The organism is Myxococcus xanthus (genome assembly GCF_006402735.1).
GTDB classification, from domain to species: Bacteria; Myxococcota; Myxococcia; order Myxococcales; family Myxococcaceae; genus Myxococcus; species Myxococcus xanthus_A.
On the sequence record NZ_CP017174.1, the window covers coordinates 3,453,695 to 3,473,152 of the forward strand.

General features: G+C 69.1%; 14 protein-coding genes and 1 other RNA gene. 7 read left to right on the plus strand and 8 right to left on the minus strand.

The window, feature by feature from the left end; genetic code table 11:
- Nucleotides 1–34 precede the first annotated feature (34 nt).
- Together BHS09_RS14610 and BHS09_RS14615 are read left to right on the plus strand one after the other, a co-directional pair.
- Nucleotides 35–676: an SAM-dependent methyltransferase gene (locus BHS09_RS14610; RefSeq protein ID WP_140798184.1), complete on the plus strand. Its 642-nt coding sequence runs from the start codon at nt 35–37 to the stop codon at nt 674–676.
- Nucleotides 677–724: 48 nt separating this feature from the next.
- A complete protein-coding gene (locus BHS09_RS14615; protein ID WP_140798185.1) occupies nt 725–6,760 on the plus strand; it encodes an alpha-2-macroglobulin family protein in 6,036 nt (2,011 codons plus the stop codon).
- A 38-nt stretch (nt 6,761–6,798) separates the two neighbouring features.
- Here BHS09_RS14615 and BHS09_RS14620 read toward each other — a convergent pair whose 3' ends face one another.
- The 5 genes from BHS09_RS14620 to ssrS all read right to left on the minus strand — a co-directional run bounded on the left by BHS09_RS14620 (nt 6,799) and on the right by ssrS (nt 10,940).
- Entirely contained in the window at nt 6,799–7,899 is a 1,101-nt protein-coding gene (locus tag BHS09_RS14620; RefSeq protein WP_140790625.1) for a hypothetical protein, read from the minus strand.
- Nucleotides 7,900–7,996: 97 nt separating this feature from the next.
- Nucleotides 7,997–9,259 carry a tyrosine--tRNA ligase gene (tyrS, locus tag BHS09_RS14625; protein WP_140790627.1) on the minus strand — a complete coding sequence of 421 codons (1,263 nt, stop codon included), beginning with the start codon at nt 9,257–9,259 and terminating at the stop codon, nt 7,997–7,999.
- Between the two features lie 56 nt (nt 9,260–9,315).
- Nucleotides 9,316–10,104, minus strand: a complete 789-nt coding sequence (locus BHS09_RS14630; RefSeq protein WP_140790629.1) for a TIGR00282 family metallophosphoesterase — start codon at nt 10,102–10,104, stop codon at nt 9,316–9,318.
- The gene (locus BHS09_RS14635; RefSeq protein WP_002639727.1) at nt 10,101–10,724 is read right to left on the minus strand and encodes a 5-formyltetrahydrofolate cyclo-ligase; all 624 of its coding nucleotides are present in this window, start codon (nt 10,722–10,724) and stop codon (nt 10,101–10,103) included. The genes BHS09_RS14630 and BHS09_RS14635 overlap by 4 nt, the downstream gene beginning before the upstream one ends.
- Before the next feature lie 19 nt (nt 10,725–10,743).
- A non-coding RNA gene (gene ssrS, locus BHS09_RS14640) (6S RNA) lies at nt 10,744–10,940 on the minus strand.
- Between the two features lie 249 nt (nt 10,941–11,189).
- On the opposite strand from ssrS, the gene BHS09_RS14645 reads away from it, so the two are divergent.
- From BHS09_RS14645 to BHS09_RS14665, 5 genes are all read left to right on the plus strand, one after another.
- Nucleotides 11,190–12,080 (plus strand): tetratricopeptide repeat protein, encoded by an 891-nt coding sequence (locus BHS09_RS14645; protein WP_237080364.1) that lies wholly within the window; start codon nt 11,190–11,192, stop codon nt 12,078–12,080.
- Nucleotides 12,077–13,075: a serine/threonine-protein kinase gene (locus tag BHS09_RS14650; RefSeq protein ID WP_140798187.1), complete on the plus strand. Its 999-nt coding sequence runs from the start codon at nt 12,077–12,079 to the stop codon at nt 13,073–13,075. The genes BHS09_RS14645 and BHS09_RS14650 overlap by 4 nt, the downstream gene beginning before the upstream one ends.
- A gap of 104 nt (nt 13,076–13,179) precedes the next feature.
- Nucleotides 13,180–13,350 (plus strand): hypothetical protein, encoded by a 171-nt coding sequence (locus BHS09_RS14655; protein ID WP_174258778.1) that lies wholly within the window; start codon nt 13,180–13,182, stop codon nt 13,348–13,350.
- A gap of 216 nt (nt 13,351–13,566) precedes the next feature.
- Complete coding sequence (locus tag BHS09_RS14660) at nt 13,567–15,033, plus strand: ATPase domain-containing protein (RefSeq protein ID WP_140790635.1); 1,467 nt, start codon at nt 13,567–13,569, stop codon at nt 15,031–15,033.
- A complete protein-coding gene (locus BHS09_RS14665; protein ID WP_140798188.1) occupies nt 15,030–16,127 on the plus strand; it encodes an ATP-binding response regulator in 1,098 nt (365 codons plus the stop codon). The genes BHS09_RS14660 and BHS09_RS14665 overlap by 4 nt, the downstream gene beginning before the upstream one ends.
- Here the strand turns inward: BHS09_RS14665 and BHS09_RS14670 are convergent.
- From BHS09_RS14670 to BHS09_RS14680, 3 genes are all read right to left on the minus strand, one after another.
- The gene (locus BHS09_RS14670) at nt 16,124–17,269 is read right to left on the minus strand and encodes a cysteine desulfurase family protein (protein ID WP_140798189.1); all 1,146 of its coding nucleotides are present in this window, start codon (nt 17,267–17,269) and stop codon (nt 16,124–16,126) included. The two genes, BHS09_RS14665 and BHS09_RS14670, sit on opposite strands and share 4 nt — an antisense overlap.
- Nucleotides 17,266–18,387: a DHH family phosphoesterase gene (locus BHS09_RS14675; RefSeq protein ID WP_140790641.1), complete on the minus strand. Its 1,122-nt coding sequence runs from the start codon at nt 18,385–18,387 to the stop codon at nt 17,266–17,268. Before BHS09_RS14675 ends, BHS09_RS14670 begins: the two co-directional genes overlap by 4 nt.
- Before the next feature lie 153 nt (nt 18,388–18,540).
- Complete coding sequence (locus BHS09_RS14680; RefSeq protein ID WP_163884489.1) at nt 18,541–19,383, minus strand: Fic family protein; 843 nt, start codon at nt 19,381–19,383, stop codon at nt 18,541–18,543.
- Nucleotides 19,384–19,458 lie beyond the last annotated feature (75 nt).

Genomic DNA, 19,458 nt, shown 5'->3' on the forward strand with positions numbered 1-19,458 from the left:
CGCGACTGCTCCGGCTTCCCGAAGACAGTAGCGGATGCTAGGGAGCCCCCCTGACATGGGCAAGCCCTACCGTCCTAAAGACCACTATTTCCAGAAGGCCAAGCAAGAGGGCCTGCGGGCACGTTCGGCCTTCAAGGTCGATGAACTCATCAAGCGCTTCCCCATGGTGAAGAAGGGGCACGTGGTGCTCGACCTGGGGGCGGCGCCCGGAGGTTTCCTTCAGATATTGGCGGATGCCGTGGGACCGAAGGGCCGCGTCATCGGCGTGGACATCGTCGCCATCCGTCCTTTCAGCCAGCCCTTCGTGCAGACGGCGGTGCTGGACGTGCTCGCGGACGACTTCGACGCGAAGCTGACCGAGCTCCATGCCGGCCCCTTCGACGCCGTCATCTCCGACATGGCCCCCAAGACGAGCGGCATCAAGGCCACCGACGAGGCGCGCAGCCTGCGGCTGGCGGGCAAGGCGCTGGAGTTGGCCGCGGCGCGGGGCCGGCCCGGGTCGTCCTTCGTGGCCAAGGTCTTCATGGGCCGGGACTTCGAGGACTTCCGCAACCAGGTCCGCGCCCTCTTCGAAGAGGTGAAGGTGGTCCGGCCGGAAGCGACCCGCGGCGCCAGCATGGAGGTCTACCTGGTGGGTCTGCGCCGCCGTGCGCCAGAGGCCCCGGAGGCGAACTGACGTTCATTGTGGAACGTTCGGGTGCCCAGCTGTGTCTAGAGTGCCGACATGCATCGGACCCCCTGGACCCGCGCACCCTTTGTTCGCTTCTGGCTGTTCGCCCTGCTGCTGCTGACCTCGCCCGTGCTGGGGCAGGGCAAGGCGCCGCCTTCGTGGAAGGCCATCGAGGGGATGGTCGAAGCGCAGAAGCTGGAGGCCGCCGCCCAGGGCGCCGAGGCCCGTCTGGCGCAGGCGAAGTCCAAGGGCGACGAGGCCGAGTGGACGCGCGCGCTGGTGCGCACGGTGCAGCTGCGCACCGAAATGCATGGCTACGAGACGGCGGTGCGCTTCCTGCGGGAGCAGCCCTGGCCCAAGGGCACGTTGCCTCGCGCGACGCTGAACCTCTACTACGCGAACGCGCTCGTCACCTATGCGCAGGTCTACGGCTGGGAGGTGCGCCAGCGCGAGTCCGTGGCGTCCTCCGGGCCGGTGGACCTCAAGGCGTGGACCTACGAGGAGATTCTCGCCGAGGCCCAGCGGGCCTACGAGGAGGTGTGGAAGCAGCGGCAGCAACTCGGCGGCGAGCCCCTGAAGGCGCTGGCCGAGTACGTGAAGCCCAACACCTACCCGGAGGGGCTGCGCTCCACGCTGCGGGATGCCGTGTCGTACCTGCGCGTGTCCCTGCTGGCGGACAGCTCGCACTGGCGGCCCGAGCAGGCCAATGAGGTGTACCGCCTGGACCTGGGCACGCTCCTGGAGGGGACGCCCAAGGTGACGCTGACGGACCCCGGCGTCCATCCGCTGGTGAAGGTGGCGGCGGTGCTCGGGGACCTGGAGGCGTGGCACCAGTCCGCGGGGCGGCGCGAGTCGGCGCTGGAGGCCCGGCTGCAGCGCTACACGGTGCTGCACCAGCACTTCACGGACACGGCCGACCGGACCCGCATCCGGCAACACCTGGCCGCCTTGCTGCCCGCGTTCCGCGACATGCCCTGGTCGACCATGGGGCAGGCCCAGCTCGCGGAGATGGAGCGAGCGGCGGACCACGCCGTGCGTGCCCACTCGCTGGCGAAGGCGTGCGCGGCCACGCACCCCGAATCCAAGGGGGCGCAGCGCTGCCGCGTGCTCATGGCCGCCATTGAAGCGCCGGAGTTCAGCATGGGCTCGTTGGAGTCGGACGGGCCGCGCCGCCGCTCCGTCGAGGTCACCCACCGCAACGTCTCCATGCTGCACTTCCGTGCGTTCTCCGTGGACCTGGAGAAGCGGCTGACCCAGGTGGATGACTACAACCTCATGCCGGACGGCGCGCCGTTGAAGGCCCTGGTGAAGGACCAGCGTCCGGTGGCCACCTGGAGCGTGCCGCTGCCGAAGACGGAGGACTTCCGGGAGCACCGCACCTTCGTCACGCCGCCGCTCACGGCCCGGGGGACGTACGTCATCATGGCCTCCGCCCACGAGGACTTCCGCGCGACGAACAACCGCATCGTCGCGGTGTACCTGACGGTGACGCCCTGGGTCATCGTCGCGCGGCCCTCGAATGGGAATCTGCTGGAGGTGCGGCTGGTGGACGGCGACACCGGCGAGCCCGTGCCGAAGGTTCCCCTGCGCCTCCTCCGCGTCAACTACCGGCAGGGCTTCAAGGAGGCGGCGCGCATCCTCTCGGACGCGGACGGCGCGGCCACCTTCGACTCGGTCCCGGGTGATGGCTACCGCAGCTACGTCCTGGTGGCCGGCGTCGGACGAAACGCGCTGCTGCACCCGGGCCAGGTGCCGTTCTACGAGCGCCATCAGCCCGGGGACGTCCAGTCTGCGCTCGTCTTCACCGATCGCGCGGTGTACCGCCCCCAGCAGAAGGTGCTGTGGAAGGCGGTGGCCTTCAGCGGCCGGGGCGAGCAGGCGCGCTACCAGACGCTGGCGGACCGCCCGCTCCAGGTGACGCTGTTCGACCCGAACCTCCAGGTGGTGGAGTCCCGGGAGGTCCGCACCAACGACTTCGGCTCCGCCGCGGGCGAGTTCACGATTCCCACCGGCCGGATGCTGGGGGCGTGGTCCGTGACCGTGAGCGCGGGGGGGCGCGCGGCGATTCGCGTGGAGGAGTACAAGCGGCCCACCTTCGAGGTGACGCTGAAGGACGCGAAGGCGCAGCTGCGCCTCAACCGGCCCGCGACGTTCCAGGGCGAGGCTCGCTACTACTTCGGCATGCCGGTGACGTCCGGCTCCGTGCGGTGGCGTGCGTACCGCGAGCCGGTGCTGCCCTGGTGGTGGTGGGGCCCGCCGTCCGGGGCCTCGCAGCGGCAGGTGGTGGCGACGGGCACGTCACCGCTGGGCGCTGACGGAGGCTTCACCATCGGCTTCACCCCCGAGGCGGATGAGCGGTCCGCGGCCACGCCGGGGCTGACTTGGAACTACCGCATCGAGGCGGACGCGACGGACGAAGGCGGTGAGACGCGCTCGGCCAGCCGGGCCTTCCGGCTGGGCTTCGTCGCCGTGGAGGCGCGCGTGGACCTGGACACGGGGTTCCTCCGCGAGGGCGCCGCGGCCGAGGTCCGGCTGACGCGCTCCACGCTGGATGGCGCGCCGCAGCCGGGGCCGGGCAAGTGGCGGTTGGTGGCGCTGAAGCAGCCCGCGCAGCCCCTGCTGCCCGCGGACGAGCCCTACGGCCTGCCGGAGTACAAGGACCCCGAGGCGGTGTTCACGCCCACGCCTGGAGACAATCTGCGTCCTCGGTGGTTCGGGGCGTATTCGCCGGAGTCCACCATTCGCGGCTGGACGGATGGGGCCGAGCAGGCGACCGGCTCGGTGCAGCACGACACCGAGGGCCTGGCCGTGCTGAAGCTGCCGTCGCTCAAGGCGGGCGCGTACCGGCTGCACTACGAGACGACGGACGCCTTCGGTCAGACGTACACCGTGGGGCGCGAGCTGGTGGTGGCCGGGAAGGCGACGCCTCTCGCGGTGCCCGCGATGCTGGTGGCCGAGCGGGAGACGGCGCGGGTGGGAGAGGTGGTGCGGCTGATGGCCGTCTCGGGGTTCAAGGGACAGCCGCTGCTGCTCGACATCTACCAGGGAGAGCGGCGCATCTCCCGGCGCAAGCTCACCGCGGGCCAGACTTCCGGAGTGGTGGAGGTGCCGGTGACGGCGGAGCTGCGCGGCGGCTTCACCGTGGCGCTGTCCACGGTGCGTGACTACCAGTTCCTGCTCTTCTCGAAGTCCATCTTCGTGCCCTGGGACGACAAGGAGCTGCAGCTGGAGTTCGCCACCTTCCGCGACACGCTGCGCCCGGGCGCGAAGGAGACCTGGCGCGTGACGGTGAAGGGGCCGAAGGGCGCGAAGGTGGAGGCGGGCACTGCCGAGCTGCTCGCGTACATGTATGACCAGTCACTGGACCTGTTCGCGAAGCAGACGCCGCCCAGCGTGGCGTCGCTGTATCCCCAGGAGCACGCCCATGTGGACATGCAGTCGTCGGCGAGCCTGGGGGACCCCCGGTGGGTGGTGAACGCGCGATATGGCGAGGTGCCGAGCTGGTCAGCACCTGAGCCTGACGCCTTGCTCTTCGGGGAGGGGTTTGAGGTGGGCGGCCCAGGCCGGCGGCGGATGCGGCAGATGGTTCGTGGTGAGATGGGCGGCATGCGGGAGGGCGCCGCGCCAAGGGCCGCCATGCCCATGGCCGCGCCACCGGTTCCGGGCGCGCCGCCCCCGCCGCCCGCCGAGGCGTCTTTTCGGGCCGAGGCGAAGATGCAGTCGGACAAGGAAGAGCGCTTTGGCCGTGGGGGAGGGACTCCGGACGCGCCGCAGCCGCTGCGCTCCAACTTCGCGGAGACGGCGTTCTGGGCGCCCCAGGTGCTCACCGGGGCGGATGGTTCGGCGACGCTGGAGTTCACCGTGCCGGACTCGGTGACGGCGTGGAGCGTCTGGGTGCACGCCGTCACGCGTGACTTGAAGGGCGGCTCGCTGCAGCGCGCCTCCCGGAGCGTGAAGGAGCTGATGGTGCGCCCCTACGTGCCGCGCTTCCTGCGCGAGGGCGACCGCGCGGTGTTGGAGGTGATGGTGAACAACGCGGCGTCGCGCCCGATGCAGGGCGCGCTCACGTTGGACATCCAGGACCTGGAGCTGCAGAAGAGCGTGCTGTCGGACTTCGGCGTCCAGAAGGCGTCGCAGTCCTTCCGCGTGGAGGCGGGGAAGGGGACGCGCCTGCGCTTCCCACTCACCACGCCCACGCGGGTGGGGCCCGTGGCCTTCCGTGTGGAGGCGCGCGCGGAGAATCACAGTGATGGTGAGCTGCGCCCGCTGCCGGTGTTGCCAAGCCGGATGCACCTGGCGCAGTCGCGCTTCGTGACGCTGAAGGGCAAGGACTCCAAGACGATGCAGTTCGAGGACCTGCGCGCGGGCGGTGACCCGACGCGGGTGAACGAGCAGTTGGTCGTCACCGTGGACACGCAGCTGTTCTACTCGGCGCTCCAGGCGCTGCCGTATCTGGTGAACTACCCCTACGAGTGCACGGAGCAGACGCTCAACCGCTTCGTGTCGACGGGCATCCTGTCCAGCCTGTACGGGCAGTACCCGTCGGTGGCGCGGATGGCCAAGCAGCTGAGCGAGCGCCCGACCCAGTTGGAGACGTGGGACTCCGTAGACCCCAACCGGAAGATGGCCCTGGAGGAGACGCCCTGGCTGGAGATGGCGAAGGGCGGCGCTGGGCCGGACGCCGGCCTGGTGAAGGTGTTGGACCCGAAGGTCGCCGCCGCCGAGCGCACGTCCGCGCTGGCGAAGCTCCGCAAGGCGCAGACGTCCAGCGGCGGCTTCCCCTGGTGGCCGGGTGGTCCGCCGTCGCCGTACATGACGCTCTACATCGTGCATGGCCTCTCCCGCGCGATGGAGTTCGGCGTGGAAGTCCCGCCGGAAATCACCCAGGGCGCCTGGGGCTACCTGGCGCGGCACTTCCGCGAGGAGTACGCGACGAAGCTGATGAAGGAGGAGCGCGGTTGGGAGTTCCTCACGTTCCTCAACTACACGGCCTCCGCGTATCCGAACGCGAGCTACACCGGTGATGCCCTCACCGCGGCGGAGCGGGCGCGGATGCTCGCGTTCAGCTACAAGCACTGGAAGAAGCACTCGCCCTACCTCAAGGGCTACCTGGCGCTGACGCTGAAGCGCGCGGGGCGCGGCGCGGACGCCAACCGCGTCTGGGAGAGCGTCATGGACTCGGCGAAGACGAGTCCCGAGCTGGGCACCTACTGGGCGCAGGAGGACCGCAGCTGGCTCTGGTACAACGACACCACGGAGACGCACGCCTTCGCGCTGCGCACGCTGACGGAGCTCAATCCGAAGGACGCCCGCCGTGAGGGCCTGGTCCAGTGGCTGCTGCTGGACAAGAAGCTCAACCACTGGAAGTCCACCCGGGCCACGGCGGAGTCGCTGTACGCGCTGGTGAAGTACCTCCAGGCGGAAGGCGCGCTGGGGGTGCGCGAGGACGCCCAGGTGACGGTGGGCCCGCGCGTGGTGCGCATGTCCTTCGCTCCGGACGAGTATACGGGCAAGAAGAACCAGGTCGTCGTGCCCGGGCCGGAGTTGAATCCGGCGACGATGAGCTCGGTGGTGGTGGAGAAGACGACGCCAGGCTTCGCCTTCGCGTCCGCGACGTGGCACTTCTCCACGGAGAAGCTGCCGGACAGCGACCGCGGGGACTTCTTCCAGGTGTCGCGGCGCTACTTCCTGCGTGAGCGGCAGGGGCGGGACGCCATGCTCGTGCCGCTGGCCGAGGGCGCCGTGGTGCTCCCCGGTGACGAAGTGGAGGTGCAGCTCTCCCTGCGCGCGAAGCACACGGCGGAGTACGTGCACCTGAGGGACCCGCGCGCCGCGGGCCTGGAGCCAGAGAACGTGCAGTCCCGCCACCGCTGGGATTTGGGCATCGTCTGGTACGAGGAGACGCGGGACTCCGGCACCAACTTCTTCTTCGAGCAGCTGCCCGCCGGTGAGTACACCTTCAAGTACCGGCTGCGCGCCAACATGGGCGGCCAGTTCAAGGTGGGCCCCGCCACCGTGCAGTCCATGTACGCGCCGGAGTTCACCGCGTATTCCGCCGGGGCGGTGATCACGGTGGGCGCGGCGAAGTAGCGCGGTCCGCCGCGGGGAGTGGGCCCTTCAGTCCGGGCTCATTCCCCGCAGGTGGCCTTGTCGTCCGTGGGATGCAGGGTGGCGATGCCGTAGGTGCCATTGCGTGTGCCACACCAGACGCGCCAGTTCGTCCCGCCCAGGTCCGGCGCCGAGTACACGCCGCCTTCCTTCTTGGCCCCGCCGCGCGCGCAGCACCGGGCGAAGGCGCGCGTGCCAATGGACATCAGGCCCACCGCGTCCGGCGCGCGTGAGAAGCCACCGACGCGCTTCTCTCCGCAGGACCAGGGCGCCACGCCCTTGAACCGGATGAGGTAGGCGTCACCCTTCAAGGCCGCGTCGCCGCGCACCGGGCCCTGGTAGCAGAGGCGGCCCTCCGCCTCGAGCTGGGCATAACGCGGCAGGAAGTGCAGGCCGCCAATGGGGCCGCGCTGCCAGTCGTCGCCGCAGAAGACGTGCGTGAAGGCGTTGCGAGGCCCGGTGCTGACCCAGAGGCCCGTGAGCCAGTCGATGTTGGCCTGCCGCGCGCCGGGCCGTCCCGCCACGGACAAGGCCCGCTGGAGGCGCGGGTCGTCGTAGTGGCGGGAGAGGAAGCGCCGCACGTCGCCTTCACTCACGCTGACGTCGGGACGCGCGGGGCACAAGTCCAACACCTCGCGGTCCATGGCCGACAAGGGCGGCGGCTTCGCGAACAGCGGCGCGCTGTCACACGTCGCCGCGCAGCCGGTGGCGGGCTTCCAGCTCGCGGAGCCGGCCAGTTCCTCGTCGCCGTCGTTGTCAGCGTCACGCGCGGCCGCGTTGCCCGCGGGGCCCCGCATCGCCACCTGCCGCGCCGAGTGGGCACGGTCCGCGGCCACCAGGGCCGCCGCGCTCGGAGCAGCGGGCGCGGCGGACTCCGGCGCGCCTTCACACAACACCCAGCCTTCGGCGGACGCGCCGCTCAGCTTGCACCAGGCGCGGTTGGGGCCGCCCTTCTTCAACAGGGGGTAGGGCCTCCCGGCCTCCACCGTGAAGAGGACCTTGCGGGACTCGGGCTGCTCGACGGCGTCCACCGTGACGTCGGACACGAAGACACCGCGGCCCGCGAGGGCGGGCAGCGAGGCGCTCAGCAACAGGGCGAGACAGGGGAGGGAAAGACGCATGGCGCACGGGAGTCTACAGCAGTCCCCACCGTGCCCCTCGGAGGGAGGGGCAGGGGGGCTCGTCCTGCGCCTGCGACGGCCGTCACCGGCCGGAGATTCAACCGAGCTTCACGCGGGCGACCTTCAGCTTGCCCACCTGCACCGTGTATTCACCGGCGCCCAGCTCCGCCTTGGGGTCCTGCACCTTCTCGCCGTTGACGCGCACGCCGCCCTGCGCCATCAGCTTGCGGGCCTCGGTGGCGGACGCCACCAGCTTCGACTCCGGCAGCAGCTTCGTCACCGGCAGCTTCTCCGCGCCGCCCAGGGACACCTCCACCAGGGGCAGCTCGTCCGTGGACAGCTCCTTCTTCGCGAAGCGCTTCTCGAAGTCCTCGGCGGCCTTCTTCCCGGCCTCCTCGCCCTGGAATCGCGCCGTCATCTCCTGCGCGAAGCCGAGCTTCACCGCCTTGGGGTGCAGCGCGCCGGACTCCACCTGGGCGCGCATCTCCGCCAGCTCCTTCCGCGTCTTCGCGGAGAGCAGCTCGTAGTAGCGCCACATCAGGTCGTCGGTGATGCTCATCAACTTGCCGAAGATGGTGTCCGCCGGCTCGTCGATGCCCACGTAGTTGTCCAGGCTCTTGGACATCTTGTCGCCGACAATCTTCCCGTCGACCGCCTTCGCGTTGAGGCCCTCCAGGATGGGGCCCGTCATGATGACCTGGGGCGCCATGCCCTCTTCCTTCATCAACTGGCGGCCCACCAGCAGGTTGAAGAGCTGGTCCGTCGCGCCCAGCTCCACGTCCGCCTTGAGCACCACCGAGTCGTAGCCCTGCAGGAGCGGGTAGAGGAACTCGTGGATGGAGATGGAGACCTCGCCGCGGAAGCGCTTCTTGAAGTCGTCGCGCTCCAGCATGCGCTGCACGGAGTAGCGCGAGGCCAGGCGGATCATCCCTTCCGTCCCCAGCGTGTCCAGCCAGCTGGAGTTGAAGCGCACCTGCGTCTTGGCCTCGTCCAACACCTTGAAGACCTGCTTCTTGTAGGTCTCCGCGTTGGCCTTCACCTCGTCGCGCGTGAGCGCCGGGCGCGTGGCGTTGCGGCCCGTCGGGTCGCCAATCAACCCCGTGAAGTCACCGATGAGGAACACCACCGTGTGGCCGAACTCCTGGAAGCGCCGCATGCGCGTGAGCAGCAGCGAGTGGCCCAGGTGCAGGTCCGGCCGGCTCGGGTCGAAGCCCGCCTTGATGACCAGCGGCTTGCCCGTGTCATACGAGTACTGAAGCTTCTTCTTCAGGTCCTCGGGCACGTGGAGGTCCACCGTGCCACGGGTCACTTCTTCGAACTGCTCCTCGGGGGTCGCCTTGCGCAGCGCGTCCGGATTCATGGCGCCGCAAGCTACCCGAAGTGCGTCAGCCGTGGACGCACTTCCTCCACCGGGTTTCAGGTGCCTGGCAGGTGCTCACGCACGCGGTGGATGCTCCGGCCCCGTCCGGTGGCGTCGTCGATGTCCACCACCACGCCTTGCAGGTAGACGAGCCGCTCCGCCACCTCATAGGGCGCCGGCTTGCCCAGGAAGCGCGTCAGCGAGGACTCCTTCTTCATGCCGATGACGGAGTCCAACGGCCCGCACATGCCGACATCCGTGATGAAGGCCGTGCCACCGGGGAGGATGCGCTCATCCGCCGTCTGCACGTGCGTGTGTGTCCCCACCACCACGGACACCCGCCCATCCAGGTGGACGCCCATGGCGTTCTTCTCACTGGACGCCTCGCAGTGCATGTCCACCAGGATGCAGGGCGTCTGCTGGCGCAGCTCCTCCACCAGCCCTTCCACCACCTCGAAGGGGCTGGCCTCGGTGCGCATGAAGACGCGCCCCTCCAGGTTGATGACGCCCAGCGCGCGCCCATCCGGCAGCTTCACCACGCTGTGGCCCTTACCCGGTGTGCCCTTGGGGTAGTTGGCCGGACGCAAGAGCAGGTCCGGATGCTCCTTCACCCAGGGGAGGATGGCTTTCTTGGAGTAGAAATGATTACCGCTCGTCAGCAGCTGGACGCCGCTGTCGAGCAGGTAGTGGGCCGTCTCTGAAGTGATGCCCGAGCCCTGGTCGCTGTTCTCCGCGTTGGCGACCACCACGTCCACGCCGTGCTGCGCGCGGACCCTCGGAAGGAGCGTGCGGACCGCCTGGAGACCCGGGCGGCCCACCACGTCCCCCATGAAGAGGACTTTCACGTATCGAGGAAGTCCCAGTCGCGGTACAGGCCGCGCAGGGACTCAGACTCCGTTACGACCAGGTCCATGTCGACGTCATCCCCGGTCGTGGGCAGCACGGGGACGACCTGGTCATTGAAGGCCAGGCCCACCCGACGACTGCGCTGACTGGCCGCGCGGAGGGTGGCGTCGTAGTAACCGCCCCCGCGCCCCAGCCGCTTGCCTTCCCGGGTGAAGCCCAGGCCCGGCACCACGAAGAGGTCAATCTGGTCCACCGCGATGAGGTCCGCGGAGTTGGTGGGCTCACGCACCCCCAAACGTCCCGGTTCCAGCTCGCTTTCCGACTTGATGGCACGGAACGAAAGAATCCGCCCGTGAACATGTGAGAGCGGGTAGCAGACAATCTTGCCGTCTTGCAACGCCGCAATCAGGATATCCCGGGTTGGCACTTCCCCCCGAATGGGGGCGTACAGCGCCACCGTGCGCGCCTTCTGATAATACGGCGCCGCCAGAAACCGAGACTGAACCTTGAGACCCCGCGTATCGATGAGATCCGGCGTCATCGCCTTCCGGCGCGCCGTGAGCTCCTCTCGTAGGGTCTGCTTCCTCGCCGCCGCCTCTTCCACCACCGTCTCGCTCACCGACGCCGCTCCAAAGAAAAAGTCCCCCGCAGCATGGCCGTGTGCCCGGCGTCCATTGAACCCTCAAAAAGCCAGGTGGGGACCGAAATCATGTCTCCGCAGGCTTCCCTCATCCCCCGTGAGGAGGGAGGGCTTGCACATGGAGACCGAAACGGACCCCGGAATGGACGTATCGGTTCGAATTTCTGCCGAGCATCACGCGCCCCGCAGGGGACAGCCCTTGAACAAAGCTACAGTGCTTCCAAATCCTCGAATCTATTGGGAATTCCCGCCAGAGTCTTTGGAAATGATAAGGACGGGGGGCGGCGGGGTCAAGGCATCCTCGCGCGTTTACAAGGCAGGCGCGGGACCTCTATGATGGAAAGAGCCCGAATCCACCCACATATGCCGCCCTCGCTATTGAACAAGGGTCTTGCGACGGTTCTTTCCGTTGCCTCCGGCCTCGCGTGGGCGGGACCGCCCACGGTGTCGAGCTCCTATCAAGGGGATTCCTATGGCGTGGTGTCCCTGCGCATGCAGGGAGACCAGCTGGTGGGGGTCGCGACTGGCGGACCCTGCGGATTCGAACCCGATACGGAGGTGCTCTCTGGCGAGTTCCAGGACAACGTCCTGGTGGGCCAGGTGTTGCTCTGCCAGTTGGGGCCCCACTGTGAGCCGCGGGTGAATCTGCCCGCGCTGGTCGTGTTCAACCCGGAAGATGGGGTGATGACGGCCCTGTTCCGCCTGAAGGACGGTTGCCGTTCGCCGGTGTTGAAGAACGACTCCCTCCTGCTGCTGCGGCCGCTGTCCCGGGACGCGGACGCGGTGTCGCCGGCGCGCGCGGCTTCGGCGACCACGGCCGTGGCCGCCTCGGCCACGCCGGACGGCGCGAACTCGTCCGCGGCGCAGGTGGCCGCGGGACTGGGCCGGCAGGGCGAGGTGTCACCCTTGGAGGAGGGGCAGCGTCAGCTGGCCGCGGGCAACGCGGGCGTGGCGCAGCGCCACTTCGAGCTGGCCCTGTCGAAGGATCCCCGCAGCGCCGGCGCGGTGGTGGGCCTGGGGGCCAGCCAGCTGATGCTCAATGACGTGAGCCGTGCGGTGAAGACGCTGGAGGCGGGCAGGGCGTTGGGGCGCGCGGACGTCCACCTGTGGCTGGCCTACGCGTATCAGCGCGAAGGCAACCGCAACCGCTCGCGCGAGTCGCTGCGCAAGGCCTTCGATCAGGGCTGGATGCCCGCGGGCCGCGCGGCGGAAGCGGTGGCGGAGCAGGCGCTGCGCGAAGACATCAGGGACATCGAAACGCTCATGCAGCAGCAGCGGACCCGGAAGCGGGTTCCCGTCCGCCCGCCGGCGGGGGCCGGAAACACCACGCCGTGAGCCAGCCGACTCCCCCGCAGAAGACCACGCGGGTCTTCGGCAACTACGAAGTCCTCTCCGTGCTGGGCAAGGGCGGGATGGCGGAGGTGTACCGGGCCCGGGTGTTGGCCGGCCCGCGTGAGGGCTGGACGGTGGCGCTCAAGCGCCTGTTGCCCGCGTTGACGCGGGATCCGGAGTCCGTGGCGCTCTTCGCCCGCGAGGCGCAGCTGTCCAAGCAGCTCCACCACCCCAACATCGTCACGGTGCTGGATGCCGGCGCGCTGGAGGGCATCTACTTCATCGTGATGGAGCTGGTGGACGGCCGCGACCTGGGGCAGATCCTCCGGCGCTGCAAGGTGCGCGGGATTCCACTGCCGCTCGACTTCGCGGTGTACCTGGGCAAGGTGCTGCTGGAGGCGCTCGCGTACGCGCACTCCGCCACGGGGCCCCAGGGCGAGCGGCTGGGCATCGTCCACTGCGACGTGTCGCCGTCCAACGTCTTCATCTCCCGCGTGGGCGAAATCAAGCTGGGCGACTTCGGCGTGTCGCGCGTGCTGGTGGACGGCAAGCTCCAGGGCGGCGACGTGCTGGGCAAGCCCTACTACCTGTCCCCCGAATCGCTGCTCGGCGAGGTGAGCCCGGAGGCCGACCTGTGGGCCGCCACGGTGGTGCTCTACGAACTGCTGACGCTGGAGCGCCCCTTCACCGGCACGACGCCGGACGCCGTGTTCAACGCCATCCGCGCCCGGCAGTACCGGCCCCTGCGTGAGCTGCGGCCCGACATTCCGGAGGCGCTGGAGGCCGTGGTGGCCCGGGCCTTCGCGGAGCGTCCCGAGGACCGCTTCCCGACGGCGGAGGAGTTCGCCCAGGCGCTGACGCCCCACTACGACGAACGCGTGGGCACGCCGCTGGCCATCGCCGCCGTCGTGCGTGGCCTCTTCGGCGCCAGTGATGAGGTGCCCGCCACGCCGCCGCCCGGTGGGACGCCGCCGACGCCGGGCTCGCGCGCGGGGTAGGGGAGCGGGCACGCTGTTGTCCGCTCCACCGTCCCTGCCCACCTCCCAGGACGATGACGACCTTTCCTTCCGCCGCGCGGTGTCGCGTGGGGGGAGGAATTCACATGGCCAACGAGCCCAAGCAGCCGAAGCCGGAGCAGTCCGCACCCGAGCCCGAGGAGCGTGAGCGTCCGCGGATCTCCAAGGCGGATGAAGCCCGGGAAGACGGGATGCCCGGTTACGGGCAGCCCGACGAGGATGTTCGCGAGCAGCTGCTCCCGGAGCAGTCCTGGTAGCGACGCTGGAGGGCGTGAGGCGCTGGTTTTGCCTCGCGCCTGTCCAACAGCGTGCATCTGGCGAGTGACCATGCCCTCAAGTCCGAAGGAGAGGCTTGGCCCCGCGCAGTCGGATTGTTAGGTCCCGGAAGAGGAGCGCGCTGAAAGTGTTCCTGCGCACGCTCATTCTGGCGGTCGAGTGACGCGAGCTTCCCCCCGCCAAGTGATGGACCCTGAATGGATCGCCGGACGTGGTCGCTCTTCGAGACAGGCATCCCGAGCTTCGACGCGTTGCTGGGCGGAGGCATCCCCCGACGACAGTCCCTCATCGTGGCCGGAGACCCCGGCAGCGGGAAGACGGTGCTGTGCAGCCAGCTGGCCTTCCTCGCCGCGGCGCGAGGGTTGCCTGTCGTGCTGGTCACCGTCACGTCCGAGCCCCACGACAAGCTCGTGGGCGAGCTGACCAGCTTCAGCTTCTTCAAGGAGGAGCTGCTGGACGACAAGCTCTTCGTGATTAGCGCCTACTCCTCGCTCAAGCAGGGCGCGAAGGAGACGCGTGACCTCATCGTCCAGACGGTGCGCAAGCGGGGCGCGAAGCTGCTCTTCATCGATGGCCTGCGCGCCATCCGGGACCTCTGGCAGGACGAGGCGCGCCTGCGCGAGTTTCTCTACGAGCTGGGCATTGGCCTGGCCGCGGCGGATTGCGTCGGCCTCTTCACCACCGAGTACCCACTGGAAAAGCTGCTGACGTTGCCCGAGGCCACCACGGTGGACGGCATCGTCTCCCTGTCCGTGTCGAAGCACGGTGCCCGCCGCATGCGCCGCGTGGAGGTCGTGAAGCTGCGCGGTCGGCCACACCTGTCGGGTGAGCATCTGATGCGTATCGACGGGGACGGGGTGTCCTTCATCCCTCGGCTCGAGGCGCTGGAGCCCACCGGTGTGGACGTGGAGCCGCCCGTGGACCGCGTCAGCTTCGGCCTGCCGGAGCTGGACGTCTTGATGGAGGGCGGACTGCCCCGCACGAGCGCCACGCTGCTCGCCGGAAGCATGGGCATCGGGAAGACGCTGCTGGCCGCGCACTTCGCGGTGGAAGGCGCGCGCCGGGAGGAGCACGCCCTCTTCGTCTCCTTCCATGACTCCACGGCGTCACTGGCCGCCCGGGCGCGGCGCATCCAATTGGACGTGGCGCGCTTCGTGAAGAGCGGCATTCTCACCTACCTGTACATCCCTCCGATGGAGCTGGAGGCGGACCTCGTGGTGGACCGCATCCTCCAGGAGGTGGCGCGGCTGGATGTGAAGCGGCTGGTCATCGATGGCCTCACGACGCTGGAGTCGTCCATCATCGAGCGGGAGCGCCGGCCGCTCTTCCTGGCCGCGCTCGCGGAGAAGCTGCGCCGGGCGGGGGTGACGACGCTGTACACGCGGGAAGTCTCGAAGGTGGCCGGCACGGAGCTCGACTTCAGCGACGCGCCCGTCTCCATCCTCGGGGAGAACCTGCTCCTCTTGCGCTACGTGGAGCTGCGCGGGCGCATCCACCGCATCCTGTCCGTGCTCAAGATGCGGGACAGCAAGTACGACAATGACTTGCGCGAGTTCCAGATCGCCGATTCGGGGATGAAGGTCCTGGCGACGATGCGCTCCGCGGAAGGGCTGCTGACAGGGCAGGCCCGGCCGATTGGGACGAGCATCGGGGCCGTGGAATGAGCGGCGTCCTCATCGCGGAGGACGAGGAAGCCCTGCTCGAGGTCTTCGCCGAGGTCGTGGAGGCGCTCGGCTACCGCGCCATCCGGGCCCACAATGGAGAAGACGCGCTCATGTTGGCGCGCACGGAGCCACCAGACCTGGTGGTGAGCGACCACATGATGCCCCGCCGCACGGGCATGGAGTTGCTGCGCGCCATGCGGGCGGAGCCGAGCCTCGCGTCGATTCCCTTCGTGCTGCTGAGCGCCGCGCGGCCCGCGGGCCGTGAGGAGGCGGATGTCTTTCTCGCCAAGCCGGTGGACCTGACCGCTTTCGAGGATGCCGTCACCAACGCCCTTCGCGAGCGTCCGCCCGTGGCCGTGCCCACCCTCTCCGAGCCGAAAGCCTCCTCGCACGCGCGCAGGGGGCCCATCCTGGCCCGTGAGGAGGTGCTCAACTGGGTGGCCCACGAGCTGAAGACGCCACTCTCCTCGGCCCGCCTCCACGCGCAGGTCCTGCTGCGCAAGGTGGGGAAGCGGGGCACGGAGGACGAGGTCCGTTCGACGGAAGCCGTCCTGCGGCAACTGGACCGGATGAACCACCTCATCTCCTCCATCCTGGACGCCTCGCGCCTGGCCGAAGGCAAGGTGGAGCTGAGGCCCATGCAGGGCGACATCGCCGCCTTCCTCCGGGAACTCATCCAGGAGTGGCGAGATTTGGAATCGCAGGTGGACTTCGTGCTGCTGGGCGCCGGGGAGCCCGTGTTTCTTCCCTTCGACGGGGAGCGGGTGCGGCAGGTGCTCAACAACCTGCTCTCCAACGCGGTGAAGTACGGGGGCGAGACACGGCGCGTCGAAGTGGGCCTCTCACAGCATCCCGGACTGGCGGACATCCACGTCCGGGATTGGGGCATCGGCATCTCGGCGGGGGCGCTTCCCTTCGTCTTCGAGCGCTTCCAGCGGGCCGACGGCGAGCCCGCCCAGGGCCATGGGCTGGGGCTCTACATCGCCTCGTCGCTGGCGAAGCTGCACGGCGGCTCGTTGTCGGTGAAGTCCGAATTGGGGGAGGGGTCGACCTTCCACCTCCGGCTTCCCCTGAGCCGGCGTCCCGTGTCCTAGCCGGCCAGCGCGCGGACGTTGGGCACGTGCCGGACGAGCGCGTCCACCACGTGCGCCACGTCCGCTTCCTTCGTGCCGGGCCCCAGGCTGAAGCGAAGGCTGCCTCGGGCCTGCGCTGGCGACAGGCCCATGGCCCGCAGGACATGCGACGGCGTCAGCGTGCCGGATGCGCAGGCGGCGCCGGACGACACGCAGATGCCCTCCAGGTCCAGGGCGATGAGCAGCGACTCACCCTCCACGCCGTCGAAGCGCAGGTTGCTGGTGTTGGGCACGCGCGGGGCAGCGCCGCCGTTGACGTGCACGTCGGGCAGGCGCGTCGTCACCTCCCGCTCGAACGCATCGCGGAGCGCGGTCAGCCGCGCCGCTGTCTCGGGCAGCTCCGCGTCGGCCAGCGCCAGCGCCAGCGCCAGCGCCTCGGCATAGGGCACGTTCTGCGTCCCCCCGCGACGGCCGCCTTCCTGGTGGCCCGGCGTGAGCGCGCGGACATCCACGCTCTTGCGCACCATCAGCACGCCCACGCCCGGAGGGCCGCCGAACTTGTGCGCGGACAGAGACAGCAGGTCCGCATCCACCTCGCGCAAGGACAGGGGCACCTTGCCCGCGGCTTGCACCGCGTCCGTGTGGAACAGCACGCCACGCTGTCGGCACGCGCGCGCCACCTCCCGCGCGGGTTGGAGCACGCCCGTCTCGTTGTTGGCCCACATCAACGAGCACAAGGCCGCGTCCGGCGTCAGGGCCTCCAGCATGTCGGCTTCGCGCACGCGCCCGTCCGGACCGGGCGCCACCCGCACGACGTGGGCACCTTCCCGCTCCAGCTGCGCCACCGCGCCCAGCAGGGCAGGGTGCTCCACCGCGGATGTCACCACCCGCCGCCGTTCGGGATGAGGGCGCAGGTGCCAGGCGCCCACGAGCGCCAGCGCGTCCGCCTCACTGCCGGAGCCGGTGAAGCTGACTTCCTTCGGCTCGCAGCCGAGCACGCGCGCCACCTTCGCCCGTGCCGTGTCCAACCGGGCCCGGGCCGCGCGGCCCTCCTGGTGCACGCTGGACGCATTGCCATAACCGCTCGACGCGAAGGCGCGCGACAGCAGCGTCACCACCTCCGCTCGCACCGGCGCGGCCGCGTTGTAGTCCCAGTACGTCACGAGTCCTGCGCGTACAGCAGCGACACCGGCCGCTCGTTGGCGACGCCGAACGCCTCCAGGAACTTGGCCACCAGCTCGCGCTTGAGTGCCTTGCGCTGCGCCAGCTTCCCGGACAGCGGCAGCCGCGCTCCGGCCATGCTGCCGTGGCCGCCGGAGGAGCCGCCGTAGTCCTCGCAGATTTCGCGGATGAGGCGCCCCGCGTTCATGCGCCGGTCCTTCACGCGCAAGCTGAGGAAGAGCTGGTTGCGGTACGTCCCGAAGGCCAGCGACCACTTCATGCCTTCGAGGAACATCAGCCGCTCGGCCACCTCCGCCACCATGTCCGGGGAGTAGACCTCCTCCAGGTCGGTGACGATGGCCGTCCCGTACACCTTCGCCCGCTCGTAGGCCGTGTGGTACAGCTGGAAGTAGCGCGCGGGCAGCTCGGGGTGCTCAATCTGCGCCAGCAGCGTCTTGTCCATGCGCGGGAACAGCCACAGGTAGCTGTCCACGTCCGTGGGCGTCGTCTCCCGGCCCAGGTCGCGCGTGTCCGCCTTGATGCCGTAGAACAGGCCCGTGGCCACCTCCACGGAGGGCTCCAGCCGGGCCGCGCGCAAGTACTCCACCAGCATGGTGGACGTGGCGCCGAAGTCGCCGCCCACGTCCGCGAAAGGGGCCTCCAGGCTCTCCTGGCGCAGCGGATGGTGGTCCACCACCAGGTGCGCTTCCAGCCGCGCCGGCAGGGAGTGGTTGCCCACCTTGGGCTGCGTGTCCACCAGCCCGAAGAGGTCGTACTCATCGAAGTCGATGGTCGACACGTGCGAGACGGGCAGGCGCAGCACCTTCACGAAGGCGATGTTCTCCGCCCGGCCGATGATGCCCCCGTAGCCGATGTGGGCCTTCAGCCCCGCCTTGCGCTCGAGCAGGTGCGCCAACGCCACCGCCGCCGCCAGCGAGTCCGGGTCCGGATTGTCGTGGGTGAGGATGAGCGCCTTGTGGTGGCCTTGGGCCACTTGCAGGAGCCGCTCCAGCTTGGCACGGGCTGGCATATGGGCCAATCGCGCTGGCGGAGGCTCCGTCAGCTCGCCTCCCGAATTTCCGGTTCCGCGGCGGCTGTTGAGGGACTGTGTCACAGGCATGGGTATTCTTCTTACTTCCTCCCGTCCTGGGATTCGAGAATCCGGGGTCTGTTGCCAACACACCAATGGTGTCGACGGACCCCGCATCCTTCACGACGCGCGAGAGGAGCGTGAGCCTGCGCGCTCCCTCGCCGGGCCGCCGCGGGACGTGGGCTAGCTGTTCAGGGCCTTGTACTTGCGCCCCAGGTCCCTGAAGTACTTCATGCCGTTGTCGAGCGAGTTCTCCATCGCGTCCATCAGCACCGTCCGGAAGCCCGCCACGGGTCCCCGGAAGGACTCGTAGTAGCGCTGCCGGTCGATGGAGTGGATGACGGCGGGCATGTAGCCATTGCGCAGCAGGATGAGGTTGCTGCACATGCGCCCCACCTTCCCGCTGTGCTCGGTGAAGGGGAAGATCTGCACGAACTTGTGCTGGACCGTGGCCGCCTGCTTGATGGGGTGGAACTCCCGGAACTCGGCGCTGGCCGTGTAGTCCACGAGCTTCTCCAACTCCGGCTGGATCTTCGCCGGCTGGGAGATGTCGTGGAAGTACGTGCGGTGCAGCGGCATGTCCTTGCGCAGCCCGGACCTGTCGCGTTCCTTGGCCAGCTCCTTCTCCGTGCGCTCGCGGCGCTCCATGCGCGCGCGCTCCGTCTGGGCCTCCGGCGTGTTGCCCAGGAAGAGGTCGTGCATCCGCTTGATGGTGGTCAGCGTGATTTGCGCCTGCTTCTTCGCGCCCGCTGCCTCCTCACGGATGAAGTCACAGACGGCCTTGTGGTTCCGGATTTCGAGGACCACCGGAATCATGGAGGCTTCCGCGCTGGTTCGATGAGGGAACAGCGCGGCCATCAGTTCCTGATGCGTGTAGACGACTCCCTCTAGCGCGGCGTCGTGGTAGATCCACGACATCTCCATCTTGTCCAAGAACTCGCGCGCGTCCGGCTTGTCCTTGTAGATGTCGAGGTACCCACGCAGCGTTTCGTTCTTCTCGTCGATGTCCTGGTAGCGTTCCTTCACGGACTGCGGCTCCTTCTCGCTGCGGGTCCGCCGCGGGCGGTACTCGAAGCATGCGGCCGAGCGGTACAACGGCGC

Bases quoted from the DNA above. Each gene is read 5' to 3' on its own strand.
- BHS09_RS14610 (WP_140798184.1), top strand. From the start codon at position 35: ATGCTAGGGAGCCCCCCTGACATGGGCAAGCCCTACCGTCCTAAAGAC.
- BHS09_RS14615 (WP_140798185.1), top strand. From the start codon at position 725: ATGCATCGGACCCCCTGGACCCGCGCACCCTTTGTTCGCTTCTGGCTG.
- BHS09_RS14620 (WP_140790625.1), bottom strand. From the start codon at position 7,899: ATGCGTCTTTCCCTCCCCTGTCTCGCCCTGTTGCTGAGCGCCTCGCTG.
- tyrS (WP_140790627.1), bottom strand. From the start codon at position 9,259: ATGAATCCGGACGCGCTGCGCAAGGCGACCCCCGAGGAGCAGTTCGAA.
- BHS09_RS14655 (WP_174258778.1), top strand. From the start codon at position 13,180: ATGGCCAACGAGCCCAAGCAGCCGAAGCCGGAGCAGTCCGCACCCGAG.
- BHS09_RS14660 (WP_140790635.1), top strand. From the start codon at position 13,567: ATGGATCGCCGGACGTGGTCGCTCTTCGAGACAGGCATCCCGAGCTTC.
- BHS09_RS14665 (WP_140798188.1), top strand. From the start codon at position 15,030: ATGAGCGGCGTCCTCATCGCGGAGGACGAGGAAGCCCTGCTCGAGGTC.
- BHS09_RS14675 (WP_140790641.1), bottom strand. From the start codon at position 18,387: ATGCCTGTGACACAGTCCCTCAACAGCCGCCGCGGAACCGGAAATTCG.